This is a genomic window from Arthrobacter rhizosphaerae, assembly GCF_023062595.1.
Classification (GTDB): domain Bacteria; phylum Actinomycetota; class Actinomycetes; order Actinomycetales; family Micrococcaceae; genus Arthrobacter; species Arthrobacter rhizosphaerae.
The window spans coordinates 504,789-522,662 of record NZ_JALLAN010000001.1; the positions used below are offsets into that span (position 1 = coordinate 504,789).

Sequence of the window (17,874 nt, forward strand, 5' to 3'; positions counted from 1 at the left end):
ATGAGTACCAATGAACAGGACGACAGGGTCGAAGAACTCAGCAGCAGCGATTGCTGGCAGCTTCTGCGCAGTGTTTCCGTGGGGCGGCTGGCAGTTTGGGTCGAGGACCACCCGGACATCTTTCCGATTAACTACAAAGTGGACCGGGGCACGCTGGTTTTCCGGACCGGAGATGGCACCAAGCTCCGGGCGGCCGTGGGGGAAACGCCGGTGGCCATCGAAGCGGACGGTGTTGATCCGCAAACCGGAATCGCCTGGAGCATTGTCATCAAGGGAAAGGCCGCTCCGGTGAGGGACACAGATGAGGTCCTTGATACCGTTGGCCTGTTCCTGTTTCCCTGGGAGGGCGGCAAAAAGGAACACTTCGTCCGAATCACACCCGACGTCGTCACGGGCCGTCGTTTCAAGGTGACCCCTCCACTGACGTGGTGGACCCCACTGGATCAGGCAACACGGACCGGTCACGAATAGGGTTCGATTCGGTGCGGTGAGGGGGTCAGGCGAACCGGGTGATCTCCACGCTCACATTGAGCGCGGATCCGCCGCCGCCTGAGAGGATCCCCTTCAGAGGCGGAACGTCACGGTAGTCCCGGCCCCTCGCCACAGTGACGTGGAAGTCCCCGGCGGGCTTATGGTTCGTCGGGTCCCAACTGCGCCATTCTCCGTCCCACCACTCAAGCCACGCGTGGGACTGGCCGGCCACCGCCTCGCCGATCTCCGCCGTCGAACGCGGGTGCAGATAACCGGAGACGTACCGGGCGGGGATACCGCAACTGCGAAGTGCACCAATGGCGAGGTGGGCCAGGTCCTGGCAGACACCCTGGCGCTGGTTCCAGGCTTCCTCGGCATTTGTGGTCACACCCGTGGTGCCCTTCATGTACGTCATCTCGCCGCGCATCCATTCAAAGATGGCCAGGGCTGCCTCGTGCGGAGTGAGGCCGGCAACGACGCCGGGGATGATGCCCAACACTTCGGTTCCCGGCCCGGTGAGCTGGGACTGCGGGATCCAGTCACTGAACCTGTTCAGCGTTTCGGGCAGGGACAGCACTTCCCAGCCAACAAGGTCAGCCTCGGACGGAATCCGCTCCACCCGGTGGATTTCCACCGTGGTGGTGGACACGACCTCCAGATGCTCGTGCGGCATCTGCATATCGAACGCAGTGACCCGGGTACCCCAGTAGTCGCGATAGCTGCTGACGGCCGCCTGGCTTGGTGATACCTTCATGGACGATTCCAGCACCACCTGCTGCGGATCAGTCAGCGGGGTCATCCGGGCCTCGTTGTAGGACAGGGTAACCCGCTTGTTGTATTTGTAGCCGGTCTTGTGGACGATCGTGAGACGGGTCATGAAACTTCTCCCACCCAGGCAAGTTCGTCCGCCTGATTGAAATACTTACGGGAAATGGCATCCGATGCTTGGGAAACGGCCTTCTGGACGCGCTCCATGTGCTCCGGAAGCTCGGACATCAGGTCATCAGTGCGGTGGAATTCCAGGAACGTGCGCGCCTGGCCAACGATCCGGCGGGCATCGTTAATGAACCCCACACGTTGGGCTGACGGGTCCAGCTTTGCGAGGCATTCATCGGCGTCACGGAGTGCGTACACGATGGACCGCGGGAACAGCCTGTCCAGCAGCAGGAATTCGGCCGCGTGCTGGTCGCCGAAGGCCGCCCGCCGGGTGCGGAGGAAGGATTCATAGGCACCGGCGCAGCGGAGCATGTTGACCCAGGACATTCCGGCCGAGAGGACATCCCGGGTGGAAAGCATACGGGCCGTCATGTCGGCGCGTTCCAGGGACCTTCCCAGGACGAGGAACAGCCAGCTTTCGTCGTGGCTCACGGTGGTGTCAGCGAGCCCGCTTACCATGGCGGTACGCTCCAGCACCCAGTTGCAGAAACGGTACGTCCCCACGACGTCTTTACGGTGCTGGTTCAGCCCGTAGTACGTGGTGTTGAGGCTCTCCCAGAGTCCTGAGGAGACAGTCTCCCGCGCACGCCGGGCGTTCTCGCGGGCAGCCCCGAGGGAGCCGGCGATGGAGGTGGCGCTGTGCTTGTCGTAGGCCAGGGCGTGCAGGAGTTCGTTGAGGCCGAACTCTTCGCTCTGCGGCCGGGCACCCATGACAGCCAACAACGCTTGGGCGACGCTTCGCTGCTCCTCCATGGGCAGGTGGTTGAGCCGTTCAAGGTGGACGTCGAGGATGCGGGCTGTACCGTCTGCCCGTTCGACGTAGCGCCCGATCCAGAAAAGGGACTCGGCAATTCGGCTAAGCATTCGCGGTTACCTCCTGCGGGTCCGAAATCTGTGTTGGGGGAAGTGCGTGCATGTCGTTGGTCCGGCTCATTGCTGCTGCTGTTGCTCGCTCTGGCGATCGCGCCAGTTGCTTTCCACGGGCCAGACCGACACGCGTTCGCGAACGGTAATGGTGGGACGCGGCAGGGTTTCCACCGGGACCTGCGGCGAGTCCGCGAGCACCCAGGTGTCCTTGGAGCCGCCGCCCTGGCTGGAGTTGACGATCAGCGATCCTTCCTTGAGCGCCACCCGGGTGAGTCCGCCGGGGAGCACCCAGACGTCGTCGCCGTCGTTGACCGCAAAGGGACGCAGGTCAACGTGCCGGGGACCAAACTTATCACCGCTCAGCGTTGGAACTGTGGACAGCTGAAGCACGGGCTGGGCAATCCAGCCGCGGGGGTCAGCGATGACACGTTTACGCAGTGCTTCAAGCTCGTCTTTGGAGGCGTCCGGACCGATGACCAGGCCCTTTCCTCCCGAACCGTCTACGGGTTTGACCACCAGTTCGTGGAGCCGGTCCAGGACGTGTTCCCTGGCTTCCTTCTCCTCGAGCCTGAAGGTATCCACATTGGCAATAACCGGTTCTTCGTTGAGGTAGTACCGGATGAGGTCCGGAACATAGCTGTAGACGAGCTTGTCGTCGGCCACCCCATTACCCACCGCGTTGGCGATGGTCACCCCTCCTGCCCTCGCCGCGTTCACCAGGCCCGGGCAACCGAGCATCGAATCTGAGCGGAACTGCAAAGGGTCCAGGAATTCGTCGTCGATACGCTTATAGATCACGTCCACGCGCTGTTCGCCGGCAGTGGTGCGCATATAGACGCGGTTACCGCGGCAGATCAGGTCGCGGCCCTCGACGAGCTCCACTCCCATCAAGCCCGCCAGCAGAGTGTGCTCAAAGTAGGCGCTGTTGAAAACACCGGGTGTGAGGACCACAACCGTGGGATCGTCGACGCCGGAGGGTGCGGTCTTGCGCAGAGCGGACAGGAGACGGCGGGGGTACTCCTCCACCGGCCGGATGAGCTGCTGGCCAAAGGCTTCGGGGAGCCCCTTCGCCATCGCCCGGCGGTTTTCCAGGACATAACTGACGCCGGACGGGACACGCACGTTGTCCTCCAGCACCCTGAACGTTCCCGCTGCGTCGCGGACCACGTCGATGCCGGAAATGTGGACGCGTACACCACCGGCGGGCTCGAAGCCCTGCACCTGACGGTGGAAGTGTGCGCTTGTGGTGATCAGCTGCCGGGGAATGACGCCATCGGCAACGACGGTCATTTTGTCGTAGACGTCGTTGAGGAAAGCTTCCAGGGCGCGGACCCGCTGGGCTACTCCCCTTTCCAAAACGCTCCACTCCTCTGCCGGAATCACACGCGGGACGATGTCCAGGGGGAACGGCCGCTCCTCCCCCGCGTAGTCGAATGTCACGCCGCGGTCCAGGAAGGTCCGCGCCATGGAATCGGCGCGGGCGCTCACATCGGCGAGGGACAGTTCGCTCAGCGCGTCGGCCACCTGGCCGTACGAGTCGCGTGTCATCTGGCCGGGCGCAAACATCTCGTCGTAGGCGCCGCTGCGTCCTGCGGCCACGGAGTAATCCTGGAATAGGTCAGACATGTCCAATAGCCAACCATCTTTTTGTTGCGAAATCATTACCGCGTCCCATTGTGGCGTGTTGAGGCGTCTTGATGTCACTGCGCCGGTTCGTGTTTTACTGCACCCTTCCGGCATGGTAGGTGAGTGCCACCGCCCAGTTTCCCCGTCGTTCCTGCCGGTCATAGGAGATGGCAGCTCGCGAGGCTGCTGCCAGGACTGTTAACCGGCGTGCCCGCGGTGGCCACCGCCTTCGCCCTGCATGCTGTTATCCCAGCTCTCCCTGCCATGACCCTCGCTGTGGTGCTGGGACTTCTCGCCGCGAACCTCCCGGGGTCGGGAACGTGGGTGGCTGGCCGTGCGCGGCCCGGGCTGGACTTCTCCGGCAAGCACCTTATGCGGGCAGGGATCGTGGTCCTCGGCCTCAAAGTGAGTGTGCCTGATGTGCTGGGCCTGGGTTGGATGGCGTTGCTGCTCATTGCCGGGGTGGTACTGGCAAGCTTCGCCGGTACGTACGGCATTTCACGGCTGTTCAGGCTTCCGCGGGAGGCGTCCCTTTTGATTGCCACCGGGTTCTCCATCTGCGGCGCCTCGGCCATTGGGGCCATGGCTGCGGTCCGGCGTATCCGCCACGTAGACACCGTCCTGCCCGTGGCGCTCGTGACCCTGTGCGGCACGCTGGCCATCGGAGTGCTCCCGCTGCTGACCCATCCGTTGCAGCTCTCCCCGGAGGTTTTCGGGGCGTGGACGGGTGCATCAGTCCACGACGTAGGCCAGGTGGTGGCGACAGCACAGACAGCGGGGACCTCCGCCCTGGCAATCGCCGTCGTCGTCAAACTGACACGGGTCATCCTGCTGGCCCCAATGGTTGCCGCCGCCGGACTCCAGCAGCGGTTTACCGCCAGGAGGGCCTCCAGAAGGACGCCAGATGAGACCGCTGGTGGTTTCGTATCCAGCGACAGCGCGTTCCCTCCCCTGGTACCCCTCTTTGTGCTCGGGTTCCTGGCCATGGTGGTCCTGCGATCCACGGGATGGCTCTCACCCGGATGGCTGGATGCGGGCAATGCGCTGCAGGAACTCCTGCTTGGTATGGCCCTTTTCGGTCTCGGTTCGGCCGTGCGGATCCGGACACTTCTCCACACCGGCTCCCGGGCGCTCCTGGCGGCCCTTGCCTCGTGGTTCCTCATTGCTGTGCTGGGGCTCACTGCGGCCTTGCTCATGATTCCGTCGTGATTCAATAGCTGAGTGTCAAATGAGAATCTGCAGCGCGATGAAGCGGCAAAACGGTCTGCCCTGATCACCACCCGGAGCTACGACGTTTCCCTTGATGTCCGGCGGGCGCCGAACCCGGATGTGGCGGGGTATCGCAGTCGAAGTGTTATCAGCTTCTCGGCGTCTGAACCTGGAGCTTCAACGTTCCTTGATTTCATTGGCGAGGAAGTCAGCAGCGTTGTCCTGAATGGCAAGAGCCTTACTGTCGGAGACGTTGTTGACGGCGCCCGGATCAGGCTGGACAACCTCCAGGCAGAGAACCAGGTAACTGTTACGGGCACGGCGCTCTACAGCAGTTCCGGGGAAGGGATGCACCGCTTCTTCGATCCGGCAGACGGTCAGTGCTACCTCTACACGCAGTACGAACCGGCGGATGCCAGGCGGGTATTTGCCAACTTCGAACAACCCGACCTCAAGGCGGAATTCACCTTTCACGTTTTGGCGCCGACAGGATGGCTTGTTGCGTCCAACGGGACCGAAAGCAGCTGCCTGCCTGTTCCGGGAGACCCCGGCACGAGCCGCTGGGACTTTTCCCCGACGAAGCCCATGTCCACGTACATCACCACGGTCCTCGCCGGGCCCTACTTCCGTGCCGTGGACCATTGGAGTGGCGCCGCAAGCGACGGGACCAGCCTCGAGATCCCCTTGGCCTTGTACTGCCGCGCCTCCATGGCTGCATCCTTTGACACCGCTGAACTTTTCCGCCTGACGAAGAGCGGCCTGGCATTCTTCAATGACCTCTTCGATTACCCGTACCCCTGGGGCAAATACGACCAGGCCTTCGTTCCGGAATACAACCTGGGCGCGATGGAAAACCCGGGACTGGTGACGTTCACGGAGCATTACATTTTCAGGTCCCGCGCCACCGACGCCCAATGTCAGGGCAGGGCGAACACCCTGCTCCACGAAATGGCCCATATGTGGTTCGGCGACCTGGTCACGATGAGCTGGTGGGACGATTTGTGGCTGAAGGAATCCTTTGCGGACTACATGGGAACTCTCGGTGTTGACCGCGCAACCCGTTGGGATACGGCGTGGGTAAATTTCGCCAACAAGCGAAAGGCCTGGGCGTACGTTCAGGACCAGCTCCCCACTACGCACCCCATCGTCGCCGACATCCGCGACCTTGAAGCGGCGAAGCAGAACTTTGACGGCATCACCTATGCCAAGGGCGCTTCAGTGCTCAAGCAGCTGGTGGCATACGTGGGCTTTGACGCCTTCATTACCGGCTCCCGCCAATACTTCCGTGATCATGCTTTCGGCAATACCTCCCTGACCGATCTGCTTGCTGCCTTGAGCACAGCCTCCGGCCGTGACCTCGGCACCTGGGCACAACAGTGGCTCCAGACTTCCGGGATCTCCACTCTTCGGGCAGAGCTTGAGGAGCACGACGGCGTCCTCGGGTCTGTGAACCTCGTCCAGGAAGCGGAGGACCCGGTGACGGGACGTGAGGAACTGCGGCCGCACCGCCTGCGGGTGGGCCTCTACGACTTTGACGGGGCAGGCGCCTTGGTGCGTACGGACAGCATGGACGTTGACGTGCAGGGGCACCGGACCAATGTCCCCGGGCTTGTGGGCAAGTCCAGGCCTGCCCTCCTGCTCGTTAATGATGATGACCTGAGCTACGCCAAGGTGCGGCTTGATCCTGCCTCCGAGGCCACGGTTCGCACCTCCCTCCACACAATTCCTGACCCCATGGCACGGGCTTTATGCTGGACCGCCCTCTGGGATTCGGCGCGTGATGGCGTCACCCCCGCGGTCCGATACGTTGACGCCGTGCTTGCCTTTGCCCGGTCGGAGACGGGAAGCGGTGTCCTGTCGACGGTGCTCAACAATGCCAGCACCGCCATAGAGCGTTATGTCCCGGCGATCGACAGGGAGTCGACTCGGAGCCGGTTTCTGGCCGCTGCCACGGCCGAGCTTTGGGCGGCCGATCCTGGCTCGGACCAGCAGCTCGCATGGGCGCGTACTGTGGCCGAAACCAGCCGCAGGGACGCGGGACAGCTCCAACTGCTGCGGAACCTTCTGGACGGGAGTTCGTTGCCGGAGGGCCTGGCCGTGGACGCAGATCTGCGCTGGAATCTTTGGCACGCCCTTGCCGCGCAAGGGCAGGCTGGTCCGCTGCAATTGGATGGCGAACTGGCCAGGGACAATACCGCATCGGGGCGTGCCGGGCACGCCACCGCTATGGCTGCCCGCCCTGACCCGGCAGTGAAGGCCGCGGCATGGGACCAGGCGGTCAGTGGAAGCTCGTTGTCCAACGAGCTGCTCAGTGCCACAATTTCCGGCTTCAATACGGCACCGGCGGGGCTTCTGGATGACTACGTCGAACCCTATTTTGCCTGCCTGGAGCAGGTGTGGGCCGAACGAAGCATCGAAATAGCCACTCGGATCGTCCGCGGACTATTCCCGTTGGGACAGAACCTTGGTGGCAATATCACCGATCCGGAAGCCCACCCTGTGATTGTCCGCGCCGATGAGTGGCTCGCCGGGCACGGCGCAGTCCCTGCGGCGTTGCGCCGGATCATTATCGAGCAGCGGAGCCATTTGCATCGTGCACTTGTGGCCCAGGCCCTTGTCGTAAAAACAGCATCGGTTGCTCCGTAACTGCAGAGCGGCGGAAACACCCTACGGGACGCGGTGGAGCCATTCGTTTGTACCGAACTTGGCTTCCACCCGTTCCTGCGCCGCAACGAGTTCCGCATCAGTCAGCTCCGAAGGAGTTGCCGCATAGCGCTCGGTGAAGACCTCGGTCATGGCTTCGATGATTTCGCCCCGTGCCAGTCCGGTCTGGCGGCGGAGCGGATCCACGCGCTTCTTGGCACTGCGGGTTCCTTTGTCGGAGAGCTTCTCTTTGCCGATCCGGAGTACCTCCACCATCTTGTCGGCGTCGATGTCGTAACTCATGGTGACGTGATGGAGCATTCCGCCGTTCGCCAGCCTTTTTTGCGCTGCCCCGCCGATTTTGCCCTGCTCAGTGGCGATGTCATTGAGGGGCACATAAAAGGCACTGATAGCGAGCTTCTCCAAGGCGGCAAGGACCCACGCGTCCAGGAAGCTGTAGGAATCCGCGAAACTCATACCATCGACGAGGGTTTGAGGCAGGTAGAGCGAGTACGTGATGCAGTTCCCCGCTTCCATGAACATCGCTCCCCCGCCGCTGATCCTGCGCACCACGGTTACGCCATGGCGGGCAACGCCGTCGGGCTCTATCTCGTTCCGCACAGACTGGAAGCTCCCGATAACCACGGAAGGCTCCTGCCAATCCCAGAACCGCAAAGTGGGGTTCCGTCGCCCCGCTCCTACTTCCTCCGTGAGGACTTCGTCGAGGGCCACGTTGACGTGCGTCGGGAGGACCACGGGGGCAATGACGTTCCAATGATGGTCCGACCAGGACGTCGCCTTCGCCAGCGCCCTCCGGACGGCCACGGCCACCGCTGCGGCCGAGAAGCCGAACAGCACTGCATCCTCAGGAAGCCCTGCGGTGACGGCCGACGCAATCTCGGCTGAGCTGGCATCCTCTGGCAATCCGCTCAAGGCGCGGTTGATGTCCAGCAGGGCCTCATCCGGCTCCAGGAAGAAGTCCCCGCTGACGGAAACGTTGGCGAGGCGGCCACTGTCGACGTCGAGGTCCACCACCACGAGTTTGCCGCCAGGTACCTTGTACTCTCCATGCCGACGGGAACCGCCATCGCTGTGGTCATCTGCGGGGCCGGTAGCAGGCTGGAAAGTCATACCTTCCATCCTGCCCCAGGAACGCAAAAGCCCGCACCGTTGCCGGTGCGGGCTTTTTCAGAGAATCTTGGGGAGAAGTATTACTTCTTGCCGCCGAAGCCCTTGAAGCGAGCGTTGAAGCGCTCGACGCGGCCTGCAGAGTCCATGATGCGCTGCTTGCCCGTGTAGAACGGGTGGGACTCGGAGGAGATTTCGACGTCGATGACCGGGTAGGTGTTGCCGTCTTCCCACTCGATGGTCTTCTTGGAAGACACGGTGGACTTGGTCAGGAACTTGACGCCGGAAGCCAGGTCGTTGAAAACAACAGCTTCGTACTTCGGGTGAATATCAGACTTCATAATGGGACCTTCGTTCACGCAACTGGATTTGGCCAGCTGCCAGGTATGAATGGGATGGTAGAAACACACGCCTGAAGGCGCAGAACAACCAGCTATCAATACTACCCGATAAGCGCAGGGCTGACGAACTGTCCCCGGATGTCAGGCCCGGGCGCGCAACTCCCAGAATGCTACCGCCGAGGCAGCCGCCACGTTGAGGGAGTCAACGCCGGCACGCATGGGGATCTTCACGGCGAGGTCGACGGCGGCCAGTGTCTCCGCACTCATCCCCGCACCCTCGGTCCCTAGGACCAGGGCCAGCCGGTCCGGGTTTCTGCGGGCCAGGGCGTCGACGTCCACGGCGTCCTCTGTGAGTTCCATGGCCGCCACTGTGAAGCCCTGGTCTCGAAGCGTCGCCAGGTCCCCGGGCCAGGATTCAAGCCGCGCCCAAGGCACCTGGAACACCGTTCCCATGCTCACCCTCACGCTTCGCCGGTACAACGGGTCGCCGCAGCGCGGGGAAACCAGGACAGCGTCTATCCCCAACGCTGCGGCGGACCGGAAGATCGCACCCACGTTGGTGTGGTCCACGATGTCTTCAAGGACGGCCACTCGGCGCGCCCCGGCGAGCAGCTCGGTAAGGGGGACGGGCGCGGGACGTTCCATGGCAGCCATGGCGCCCCGGTGGAGGTGGAACCCGGTGATCTCTTCCAATAGCGCCGCACTTCCGATGAAGGCAGGGACGTCGGGGTACTGCTCGAAGATGTCGTTGAGATCGGCCAGCCATTTTTCCGCCAGGAAAAAGGATCTGGGACGGTGACCGGCAGCCAATGCCCTCCGCAGTACCCGCGAGGACTCCGCGATGTACATGCCCTCGGCAGGCTCGCGGATCTTCCGCAGATGGACATCCGTCAATTGGGTGTAATCGGACACCAGGGGGTCGTCGGCAGATTCAAGGTAATGGAAAGTCACTGCCTGATTATTCCAGCAGATTCGCGATCATAAACCCCAGGGCCACCAGCCCCAGGGTGAAGATGACACCCCTCAGGACAGTGGGGGAAAGCCTGCGGCCTACTTTCGACCCGAAGTAGCCGCCGATGACTGAGCTGACGGCGATGATGCCTACCGCCGTCCAGTTGATCCTGTCGAACGCGAAGATCAGATAGGAGACTGCGGCTATCATGTTCACGCCCAGTACCAGGATGTTCTTCATGGCGTTGGCGTTCTGGATGGTGCCGGTCAGGAAAATACCCAGGATACCCACGAGCAGGATGCCCTGGGCCGCGACGAAGTAGCCGCCGTAGACGCCGGCAAGATAGACCAGCACCAGGAGTATGATGCCGTGGCTTTTGTCCCGGAGGGCGTGCTCCGGATTCTCCTCCCGCTCCCGAACCCACCGCTGGAGCCGCGGCTGGAACACAACCATCAGCAGCGCGAGGATTATCAGCAGGGGTGCCGCATAGTGGAAGACCTGCTCCGGAAGCTGCAGCAACAGCCACGCCCCGGTGATTCCTCCCAGAAGCGAGGCCGGTAGAAGCTTTAGCAGCTGCCTTCCGCGGCCAACCAGTTCCTTGCGGTAGCCCCACGCACCTGCGGCGTTTCCTGCCACAAGTCCGGTGGCATTGCTAATGGATGCTGTGACAGGGGCCATCCCCAGGGCGATCAGCACGGGGAACGTAACCAGAGTGCCTGAACCCACAACGCTGTTGATGGTTCCGGCCCACAATCCGGCCAAAAAGATAAAGATGCCGCTGAAAAACTCCACGCTGTGTCTGTGACCGCGCTTAGCGCCGCGCTGTCGCCGTGTAGCGCCCGGCGTTCACACTCACATCCAGCGGCAATCCAAAGGTCTCGCTCAAGTGCTCGGAGGTGAGGACCTGCTCAATAGGGCCGGACGCCACCACACCTGCGTCCCGCATCAGCATTGCGTGGGTGAATCCGGGGGGGACTTCCTCGAGGTGGTGCGTGACGAGCACGATGGCGGGCGCGGCGTCGTCCTTTGCGAGTTCGCTGAGGCGGTGGACCAGGTCCTCACGTCCCCCCAGATCCAGACCCGCCGCAGGCTCGTCCAGGAGAAGGAGTTCGGGATCCGTCATCAGTGCGCGGGCAATCTGGACGCGTTTGCGCTCCCCTTCGGACAGTGAAGCAAAGGGCCGATTAAGCAGGGGACCCATCCCCCATTCGTTGAGCAAGGTGAAGGCCCGGCGTTCGTCGTCCTTCTCATAGCCTTCACGCCAACGGCCGGTGACACCGTAGGCCGCAGTTACCACCACGTTGAGGACTTTTTCATGTTCCGGGATCTGATTGGCCAGGGCTGCGGAGGACAACCCGATCCGTGGGCGCAGTTCAAAGACGTCTACCGCACCAAGGATCTCCTCAAGAATGCCCGCCATGCCGCTCGTCGGGTGAAGCCGGGCAGCCGCGATCTGGAGCAGAGTGGTCTTGCCGGCTCCGTTCGGGCCGAGAATGACCCAGCGCTCGCCTTCCCTGACCTGCCAGTCGACTTTGTTCAGAAGCGTTTTGGCCCCACGGACAACGCTGACAGCAGCCATTTCAAGAACATCACTCATAAGAGTAGACACTAGGACAAAATGGGGGGCGACTGATAACCGGACCTTGAACGAAACGAATTCGGGCTGCGCACCGGCGCTGACTAAGATTACAGGCATGACTTCGAACGTGACTGCGGTCAGCTACGGCCTGAAATTGTCCCCCGGCAGCCTTGAGCAGCTGCGTTCGGCGTTGGTTGAATCGGGGGCAACGCTGACGGCCGAATCGACCAGCGGAGACGGCCGGTACGAAGTCAACACGATCGATTTCACTGTGGAGCAGGGCATGGCCTCGGACATTGCCGACCTTCGAGGAAGAATCGCCGCCTCCGGCGCCCAGAACATGGACACTGCGATCGTTCCGGCATCGCTGCGGAACGCGCCCCGGAAGTTCCTCATCATGGACGTCGACTCCACCTTGATCCAACAGGAGGTCATTGAACTCCTGGCCGCCTACGCAGGAAAACGCGAGGAAGTGGCTGCCGTGACGGAGGCCGCGATGCGCGGGGAATTGGACTTCGCGCAAAGCCTCCACGCCCGGGTGGCTGTACTGGCGGGGCTGCCTGCCGCCGTCGTCGACTCTGTGCGGGCTGAAGTGAAGCTCAGCGAAGGTGCAGCCGAGCTGGTTGCAGCCTTCAAAGCCGCCGGCCATGCAGTGGCTGTGGTGTCAGGCGGATTCAACCAGATCCTGCAGCCGATTGCCGAAGAGCTGGGTCTTGACCATTGGATCGCCAATGAATTGGAGATCGTGGATGGCGTACTGACCGGAAAAGTCCTCGGCGCCGTTATTGACCGGGCCGCCAAGGAAAAGTACCTGCGTGAATGGGCTGCGGCGGATGGTGTGGCGATGGAAAACACCATCGCAGTCGGCGACGGAGCCAATGACCTGGACATGCTGGGTGCAGCAGGCATCGGCGTTGCCTTCAACGCAAAGCCCGCCGTACGTGCCGTCGCTGACTCCGCCATCAATATGCCCTACCTTGATGCCGTCAGGCACATCGCCGGAGTGTGATGCCCGGCGGTGGGACTGGCTCTGAGAACAGAAACCAGCCCCGCCGGTAAAGATCAGCCGCCGGTGGAAATCAGCTCAAGGTCTTGCCAAAGTAATCGGCGCCGCCGACATACTCGGTGTGACCGGATTCGACGTCGGCCGTCACCATTTTGGCTACTTCAGCAGCGAATTCCGAGACGGAGTACAGCTTGCCTGCCTCGGCACGGCGCGCCTCAATCGCGCCGGGATTTGAGCGGTCAAGGAGTGTCGCCGTGACGGTTCCCTCAATCATGTCCCCTGATACCACTACGAGGGAGATACCCTTCTCAGCCAGGTGCGGCACAAGCTCGCGCAGTGCGTCTTCGCCCGCGCGCTTGCTTCGGGCCACGGGCTCGTATTCGGGCATCGTGGCAACAGAGTCGATGAAGTGTGCCTGGTGGCTTGTAACGAAAACCACCCTGGAACCCTCGGCCATCAGGGGTGCAGCTGCGTTGAGCAGGTTCACCTGTGCATCGCGGTTGAGCTTGAGCGCGTAGCCCTCCTCCATACCTGACTCCATTCCGCCGGAGGCGTTCAGGACCAGTACGTCAAGGGAGCCGAAGTTCTCCATGGCGGCGGTGACAAGCGCCTGCACACCCTCCTGCGTGGTCAGATCGGCTCCTACAGCAACCGCGCGGCCGCCGGCAGCTTCGACCTCTGCCACCACTTTGTTCGCCCGGGGAGCCTTCTGCCGGTAGTTCACGACGACGGCGGCACCCTCGGCCGCGAGGTACTTGGCAACCTCGGCACCAATACCGCGTGACGAACCCGTCACAATGGCGGTCTTATTGTCCAGCAGTCCCATACAAGCTCCTTTTTGTCACAATGTCTCAAGTCAGTTCGTCCGGAGTCCATCATGCCAGCGGCCCGGCGGAATTCGCTTGTGCGACCTCGACAAAGAAGAACCCCCACCCTAGTTTCAGGGCCAACGCTCTCCCGTAGCGAAGTGCAGCCGGATTGGTCGGCGACATGAAAAGGCGCGGGCAGGCGGTCGAGCCTGCCCGCGCCGTGGGACCGTGGCCCCGGACTTTTCGGTTTCCAGAGCGGGAGTTAGCTGTGGTCGATGCGGATCTTGCGCTTTTCCGCGCTTTCAGACGGTTCCCGGGCAGGTGCCCGTACTTCCAGTACGCCGTCCTTGTACTGGGCAGTGATGTCTTCCTCCCTGGCGCCGGGAGGCAGCGGGATGCTCCTGTTGAACGAGCCGTAACGGAATTCAGAACGGTAGCTGTTTTTGGCCTTGTGCTCAGACTTCTCCTGGCGCTCAGCCTTGATCTGCAGCATGCCGTCGGCAACTGAGACGTCAAGGTCCTGCTCGGGATCGATGCCCGGCAGTTCCGCCCTGACCACCATGTTGTCGCCCTCCATAAACTGCTCAACCCGGATCGATGAAAATGTGAGATCGCCGTCAAGGAACCGCCTGATGGGTTCCATGACGTCTGACGGCGCCCACTTGAGATCGGCCATGGTATTCCTCCTCGGGATCCGGCCCTTGCTCTTGGGGCCGGTCGATACTCCCATTACATACCCGGAGAGACGTGGTGCTTAGAGCAGAAAGTCCCGGTCGGAAGCACCGCAGGAAGTCCGGATTAGTGGCCCATTCCCAGGCCGCCGTCGACCGGAATTACTGCGCCTGAGATGTAGGCGGCCTCGTCCCCCGCGATCCAGCGGACCACGTTGGCGACTTCGGTGGCTTCAGCAAAACGGCCGGCAGGAACCTTGGTCAGGTAGTCCTTTTGCGTCGCCTCAGGCAGTTCAGCGGTCATGTCGGTGTTGATGAAACCGGGCGCCACCACGTTCGCCGTGATGCCGCGGGAGCCGAGTTCCCGGGTGAGGGAACGGGCAATGCCAACCAGCCCGGCTTTGGACGCGGAGTAGTTGATTTGGCCAGGTGCACCGTAGAGCCCTGAGACGGAGGAGATGAGCACCACACGCCCCTTCCGCATCTTGATCATGCCCTTCGAAGCCCGCTTGATGACGCGGAAGGCACCCGTGAGGTTGGTGTCAATGACAGAAGTGAAGTCGTCTTCGCTCATTCGCATCAGCAGTGTGTCTCTGGTGATACCGGCGTTAGCGACCAGGACCTCAACAGGCCCATGGGCGGCTTCGACTTCAGTGAAGGCTGCATCCACCGATGACTCGTCCGTTACATCCGCCTTGACGCCGAGGATCCCTGCCGGAAGGTCCGACTCGCTGCGGAAGGTCACGGCCACCCGGTCACCATTAGCCAGGAACGCCTCGGCTATGGCCAGGCCAATTCCGCGGTTTCCGCCGGTGATAAGGACGCTGCGGCCAGCGGGTACTGCTTCAGTCATGTGGGTCTCCGGTTTTCTGCGGGCGCACTGCACCGCGGTCAGGGCTGGGTTTACCGCCTCCGATCTTAGCCTCCGTTTGGGTGGTCCTGCCGATGGTGAGAGAATTGAAGCAAGCCTTTGGAGTGTGATTATTCAGCCGTGACACTTGAACACCGACGGGCCTCCCGGGCATCCAGGGAGCCGGACAACGCCTCAGGTGACGCCGAGGTACACAGCATCACCGATGCCGCCACGGCACATTCTGAAGAGATGCGTCAGCGGATGATCAAGTACGCGGTGGCCATGGGTATCCGTATGGTGTGCCTTATCCTCGTCTTTGTCCTGGACGGCTGGTTGAAGATCATTGCTGTTGCCGGGGCTGTGTTCCTTCCTTGGATTGCCGTTGTCATTGCAAACGGCGGCGACAAGGCGGAAATCCACAGCGATTCGCTGTTGGAATCCGCTCCCCTGGCAGAAATAGACGCCCCCGAGCCAGTGCAACAGCCTGCCGGTGAGGACCAGATGGTGGTGCTGCAGGGAGAACTCCTGGAGGACAACGGGGACAACATAGAGGGCGAGGAACGCGCAGCTTCATGAGTATTTTTGATCTTGCCGGGAGCGACAGCGTTATCCCCGATACCAGGTGTTCACGGAAGGGTTGCCGCAACGCAGCCTCGTGGCAACTGCTCTGGAATAACCCGAAAATTCATACTCCGGAACGGCGTAAGATCTGGCTGGCATGCGAGGATCACCGGACCTGGCTCGAGGAATACCTGCAGACGCGGGGACTCTGGAAGGAAACTCTGGAACTTGGCGAACTTCCTGCCGGTCCCGGCAATCTCCCGGCAGGCAGGGACCACTGAATGTACCGCTTTCTCTTTTCCAGCAAGTGGCTGGGCTACTTGGTGCTGGCTGCAGTCTTTGCATCGGCCTGTGTCTTTCTGGGCCGCTGGCAGATGGACAGGCGGGCCGAAACCCTGGCGGAGATCAACAGGGTGACAACCAATTACTCGGCAGAACCCCTGGCCTTCTCAGCAGTCCGTGATCAGTTTGACCGCCTGGACCCTGAGCGTGAATGGACGCAGGTTGAGCTGAAGGGCTCCTATGACACTCAAGGCCAGCGCATCGTGCGTAACCGGCCACTCAACGGACAGCCAGGGTATGAGGTAGTTGTTCCGTTCCGGCTCGAGACGGGTGAGACGGTAGTGGTGGACCGTGGCTGGCTGCCCATCGGAAACAACAACCCGGGCAGGCCGGATGCGATACCGGCGCCTCCAGCAGGAAAGGTCACCGTCGTGGTGCGCCTCAAGGCAGGTGAGCCGCAACTTCAACGTGGCGCCCCGGAGGGCCAGCTTGCCAGCATCGATCTTCCGACCTACTCGGCCGAGCTTGGCTACCCGCTGATGACCGGCGCCTACGGCCAACTCGCCAGAGAGAATCCTCCGGCAGCAGACATGCCCGTGGCCTTCCCGAAACCCTCTGTGGAGGAAGGCACGCACCTCTCCTACTCCCTGCAGTGGTTTGCGTTCGGCATCTTGATGTTCGTCGGGTTCGGCTACGCGGCGAGGCAGCAGGCAAGAAATGCGGCGCTTGACGCCGAGGACGATCTGGCAGGACACTCCGGGACCGAAACCGACGGCGGGCACGCCGCGGTGCCCCAGGCCCGCCGTCGTCCACTTCCCCGAAAATCCAGGAAAGCGACCTCAGAGGAAGAGGAAGATGCCATTCTCGACGCGCAGGGCTACTGACAGGATGTATTTGTGATGATTCCGGACGCCGTTGCCAATGTGCAGCGAGCCCTGGTCACAGCCGGCGTCCAGGATACGGTGAAGATCTTTGACACAAAAGTTCCTACCGCAGCTGCAGCAGCAACGGCGTTGGGCTGCGAGCTGGCGGCAATCACCAACAGCCTGGTATTCGAACTCGACGGCGGCCCCCTCCTGATCCTTGCCAGTGGGGCTGCACGAGTGGACACAGGCTACGTCGCGGCGCAGCTGGGCTCTGGGCGGATACGGCGCGCAACGGCCCGGTTCGTCCTCGAACACACGGGGCAGGAAGTTGGCGGCGTAGCCCCACTTGGCCACCCCCGCAAGATACGGACACTTCTCGACTCGGAACTTGAGAAGCACGAGATCCTTTGGGCCGGAGCCGGCGACCACAACTCCATGTTCTCCATCACCTACCAGGACCTGCAGCGAATCACCAACGCGGAGGTAATGGACGTTCGCTAGCAGGGCTATCGAGGATGTCCGGGTTGGTTTGCGTCAAAGAACCGGTGATCCGACGAGGCGATACCGGCCCCGTTTGATTTCTCCCGGATGAAGTCCAGGTCCTCCCTGGACAGCTGGATCTGGCCGTGCTGGTCGCACTCAATGTTTCCGGCAGCGTCCCTGCGGATCCTGGCTGACATGGTTCGCGGCAGAATCACGCATCCAGGATTCTCCAGCAGCCACTTCCGTGTCTCCGAATCGAGCCTGTCCCACTCGTCTTTGAGGTTCATCAGGCCCGTCCCTCTGAGGGCAGCACGGCCCCGCGCGACTGGATCAAGCGCTGGCTAGGTTCGGATGGGTCAACACGCAGTCCATGGTCCATGTTTCTTGCCCCTGTGAGGAAGAGTCATGGCCCGCTGCTTGACCTCCGCCCAGACTACCGGGGCTGATCCCGGCCCACAATAACCCGCGTTGACTCGTAGAAAACCTCCGCGTAGCCGGATACGTTGCCTCATTTGAAAACCTCCGCGTAGCGGCGTGGTTGACGGTGTTGGTGTCGGTTGCGAGCTATGCCCGTTTTCATGGAGCTCACGA

The 17,874-nt window shown here is 62.1% G+C and carries 20 protein-coding genes; 8 read left to right on the forward strand and 12 right to left on the reverse strand.

Features of this window, described 5'->3' with window-relative positions; translation table 11 throughout:
- Window positions 1-471 carry a pyridoxamine 5'-phosphate oxidase family protein gene (locus tag MU551_RS02495; RefSeq protein WP_247040546.1) on the forward strand — a complete coding sequence of 157 codons (471 nt, stop codon included), beginning with the start codon at window positions 1-3 and terminating at the stop codon, window positions 469-471.
- 25 nt (window positions 472-496) lie between these two features.
- Here the strand turns inward: MU551_RS02495 and MU551_RS02500 are convergent, their stop codons facing one another.
- From MU551_RS02500 to MU551_RS02510, 3 genes are all read right to left on the reverse strand, one after another.
- A complete protein-coding gene (locus MU551_RS02500; RefSeq protein WP_247040547.1) occupies window positions 497-1,348 on the reverse strand; it encodes a transglutaminase family protein in 852 nt (283 codons plus the stop codon).
- Window positions 1,345-2,271: an alpha-E domain-containing protein gene (locus tag MU551_RS02505; protein WP_247040548.1), complete on the reverse strand. Its 927-nt coding sequence runs from the start codon at window positions 2,269-2,271 to the stop codon at window positions 1,345-1,347. Before MU551_RS02505 ends, MU551_RS02500 begins: the two co-directional genes overlap by 4 nt.
- A gap of 66 nt (window positions 2,272-2,337) precedes the next feature.
- On the reverse strand, window positions 2,338-3,900 hold the full coding sequence (locus tag MU551_RS02510; RefSeq protein ID WP_247040549.1) for a circularly permuted type 2 ATP-grasp protein: 1,563 nt from the start codon (window positions 3,898-3,900) through the stop codon (window positions 2,338-2,340).
- Window positions 3,901-4,023: 123 nt separating this feature from the next.
- Between MU551_RS02510 and MU551_RS02515 the strand changes: the two genes are divergently transcribed.
- Window positions 4,024-5,109 carry a YeiH family protein gene (locus tag MU551_RS02515; protein WP_247040550.1) on the forward strand — a complete coding sequence of 362 codons (1,086 nt, stop codon included), beginning with the start codon at window positions 4,024-4,026 and terminating at the stop codon, window positions 5,107-5,109.
- Between the two features lie 12 nt (window positions 5,110-5,121).
- Window positions 5,122-7,755: an aminopeptidase N gene (gene pepN / locus MU551_RS02520; protein ID WP_247040551.1), complete on the forward strand. Its 2,634-nt coding sequence runs from the start codon at window positions 5,122-5,124 to the stop codon at window positions 7,753-7,755.
- A gap of 21 nt (window positions 7,756-7,776) precedes the next feature.
- Here pepN and lplAB read toward each other — a convergent pair whose 3' ends face one another.
- The 5 genes from lplAB to MU551_RS02545 form a co-directional block, all read right to left on the reverse strand.
- Window positions 7,777-8,883 (reverse strand): lipoate-protein ligase LplAB, encoded by a 1,107-nt coding sequence (gene lplAB / locus MU551_RS02525; protein WP_247040552.1) that lies wholly within the window; start codon window positions 8,881-8,883, stop codon window positions 7,777-7,779.
- Between the two features lie 80 nt (window positions 8,884-8,963).
- A complete protein-coding gene (locus MU551_RS02530; RefSeq protein ID WP_028267311.1) occupies window positions 8,964-9,221 on the reverse strand; it encodes a type B 50S ribosomal protein L31 in 258 nt (85 codons plus the stop codon).
- A gap of 141 nt (window positions 9,222-9,362) precedes the next feature.
- Window positions 9,363-10,172, reverse strand: coding sequence for a TrmH family RNA methyltransferase (locus tag MU551_RS02535; RefSeq protein ID WP_247040553.1), 810 nt, complete (start codon window positions 10,170-10,172; stop codon window positions 9,363-9,365).
- Window positions 10,173-10,179: 7 nt separating this feature from the next.
- Entirely contained in the window at window positions 10,180-10,965 is a 786-nt protein-coding gene (locus tag MU551_RS02540; protein WP_247040554.1) for a sulfite exporter TauE/SafE family protein, read from the reverse strand.
- 19 nt (window positions 10,966-10,984) lie between these two features.
- Window positions 10,985-11,770 carry an ABC transporter ATP-binding protein gene (locus MU551_RS02545; protein ID WP_247040555.1) on the reverse strand — a complete coding sequence of 262 codons (786 nt, stop codon included), beginning with the start codon at window positions 11,768-11,770 and terminating at the stop codon, window positions 10,985-10,987.
- A 97-nt stretch (window positions 11,771-11,867) separates the two neighbouring features.
- Here MU551_RS02545 and serB point away from each other — a divergent pair, with 97 nt between their 5' ends.
- Window positions 11,868-12,761 (forward strand): phosphoserine phosphatase SerB, encoded by an 894-nt coding sequence (serB, locus tag MU551_RS02550; RefSeq protein ID WP_247040556.1) that lies wholly within the window; start codon window positions 11,868-11,870, stop codon window positions 12,759-12,761.
- 70 nt (window positions 12,762-12,831) lie between these two features.
- Here the strand turns inward: serB and MU551_RS02555 are convergent, their stop codons facing one another.
- The 3 genes from MU551_RS02555 to fabG all read right to left on the reverse strand — a co-directional run bounded on the left by MU551_RS02555 (window position 12,832) and on the right by fabG (window position 15,091).
- A complete protein-coding gene (locus MU551_RS02555; protein WP_247040557.1) occupies window positions 12,832-13,584 on the reverse strand; it encodes an SDR family oxidoreductase in 753 nt (250 codons plus the stop codon).
- Window positions 13,585-13,829: 245 nt separating this feature from the next.
- Window positions 13,830-14,243 (reverse strand): Hsp20/alpha crystallin family protein, encoded by a 414-nt coding sequence (locus tag MU551_RS02560; protein ID WP_247040558.1) that lies wholly within the window; start codon window positions 14,241-14,243, stop codon window positions 13,830-13,832.
- A 122-nt stretch (window positions 14,244-14,365) separates the two neighbouring features.
- The gene (gene fabG / locus MU551_RS02565) at window positions 14,366-15,091 is read right to left on the reverse strand and encodes a 3-oxoacyl-ACP reductase FabG (protein WP_247040559.1); all 726 of its coding nucleotides are present in this window, start codon (window positions 15,089-15,091) and stop codon (window positions 14,366-14,368) included.
- 138 nt (window positions 15,092-15,229) lie between these two features.
- Between fabG and MU551_RS02570 the strand changes: the two genes are divergently transcribed.
- From MU551_RS02570 to MU551_RS02585, 4 genes are read left to right on the forward strand one after another with little or no spacing between them, the layout of a single operon-like run.
- A complete protein-coding gene (locus tag MU551_RS02570; RefSeq protein ID WP_247040560.1) occupies window positions 15,230-15,667 on the forward strand; it encodes a DUF3099 domain-containing protein in 438 nt (145 codons plus the stop codon).
- Window positions 15,664-15,933: a hypothetical protein gene (locus MU551_RS02575; protein WP_247040561.1), complete on the forward strand. Its 270-nt coding sequence runs from the start codon at window positions 15,664-15,666 to the stop codon at window positions 15,931-15,933. Before MU551_RS02570 ends, MU551_RS02575 begins: the two co-directional genes overlap by 4 nt.
- The gene (locus tag MU551_RS02580; RefSeq protein WP_247040562.1) at window positions 15,934-16,818 is read left to right on the forward strand and encodes an SURF1 family cytochrome oxidase biogenesis protein; all 885 of its coding nucleotides are present in this window, start codon (window positions 15,934-15,936) and stop codon (window positions 16,816-16,818) included.
- A 15-nt stretch (window positions 16,819-16,833) separates the two neighbouring features.
- Window positions 16,834-17,301: a YbaK/EbsC family protein gene (locus MU551_RS02585; protein ID WP_247040592.1), complete on the forward strand. Its 468-nt coding sequence runs from the start codon at window positions 16,834-16,836 to the stop codon at window positions 17,299-17,301.
- Window positions 17,302-17,306: 5 nt separating this feature from the next.
- Here the strand turns inward: MU551_RS02585 and MU551_RS02590 are convergent, their stop codons facing one another.
- Entirely contained in the window at window positions 17,307-17,570 is a 264-nt protein-coding gene (locus tag MU551_RS02590; protein WP_247040563.1) for a hypothetical protein, read from the reverse strand.
- Window positions 17,571-17,874: the final 304 nt, after the last annotated feature.

What these genes read in the sequence shown, in the direction of transcription:
- lplAB (WP_247040552.1), bottom strand. Translation starts at nt 8,883, where the DNA reads ATGACTTTCCAGCCTGCTACCGGCCCCGCAGATGACCACAGCGATGGC.
- MU551_RS02495 (WP_247040546.1), top strand. Translation starts at nt 1, where the DNA reads ATGAGTACCAATGAACAGGACGACAGGGTCGAAGAACTCAGCAGCAGC.
- MU551_RS02585 (WP_247040592.1), top strand. Translation starts at nt 16,834, where the DNA reads ATGATTCCGGACGCCGTTGCCAATGTGCAGCGAGCCCTGGTCACAGCC.
- MU551_RS02575 (WP_247040561.1), top strand. Translation starts at nt 15,664, where the DNA reads ATGAGTATTTTTGATCTTGCCGGGAGCGACAGCGTTATCCCCGATACC.
- MU551_RS02590 (WP_247040563.1), bottom strand. Translation starts at nt 17,570, where the DNA reads ATGAACCTCAAAGACGAGTGGGACAGGCTCGATTCGGAGACACGGAAG.
- serB (WP_247040556.1), top strand. Translation starts at nt 11,868, where the DNA reads ATGACTTCGAACGTGACTGCGGTCAGCTACGGCCTGAAATTGTCCCCC.
- MU551_RS02510 (WP_247040549.1), bottom strand. Translation starts at nt 3,900, where the DNA reads ATGTCTGACCTATTCCAGGATTACTCCGTGGCCGCAGGACGCAGCGGC.
- MU551_RS02530 (WP_028267311.1), bottom strand. Translation starts at nt 9,221, where the DNA reads ATGAAGTCTGATATTCACCCGAAGTACGAAGCTGTTGTTTTCAACGAC.
- MU551_RS02500 (WP_247040547.1), bottom strand. Translation starts at nt 1,348, where the DNA reads ATGACCCGTCTCACGATCGTCCACAAGACCGGCTACAAATACAACAAG.
- MU551_RS02560 (WP_247040558.1), bottom strand. Translation starts at nt 14,243, where the DNA reads ATGGCCGATCTCAAGTGGGCGCCGTCAGACGTCATGGAACCCATCAGG.
- fabG (WP_247040559.1), bottom strand. Translation starts at nt 15,091, where the DNA reads ATGACTGAAGCAGTACCCGCTGGCCGCAGCGTCCTTATCACCGGCGGA.
- MU551_RS02555 (WP_247040557.1), bottom strand. Translation starts at nt 13,584, where the DNA reads ATGGGACTGCTGGACAATAAGACCGCCATTGTGACGGGTTCGTCACGC.
- MU551_RS02580 (WP_247040562.1), top strand. Translation starts at nt 15,934, where the DNA reads ATGTACCGCTTTCTCTTTTCCAGCAAGTGGCTGGGCTACTTGGTGCTG.
- MU551_RS02545 (WP_247040555.1), bottom strand. Translation starts at nt 11,770, where the DNA reads ATGAGTGATGTTCTTGAAATGGCTGCTGTCAGCGTTGTCCGTGGGGCC.
- MU551_RS02505 (WP_247040548.1), bottom strand. Translation starts at nt 2,271, where the DNA reads ATGCTTAGCCGAATTGCCGAGTCCCTTTTCTGGATCGGGCGCTACGTC.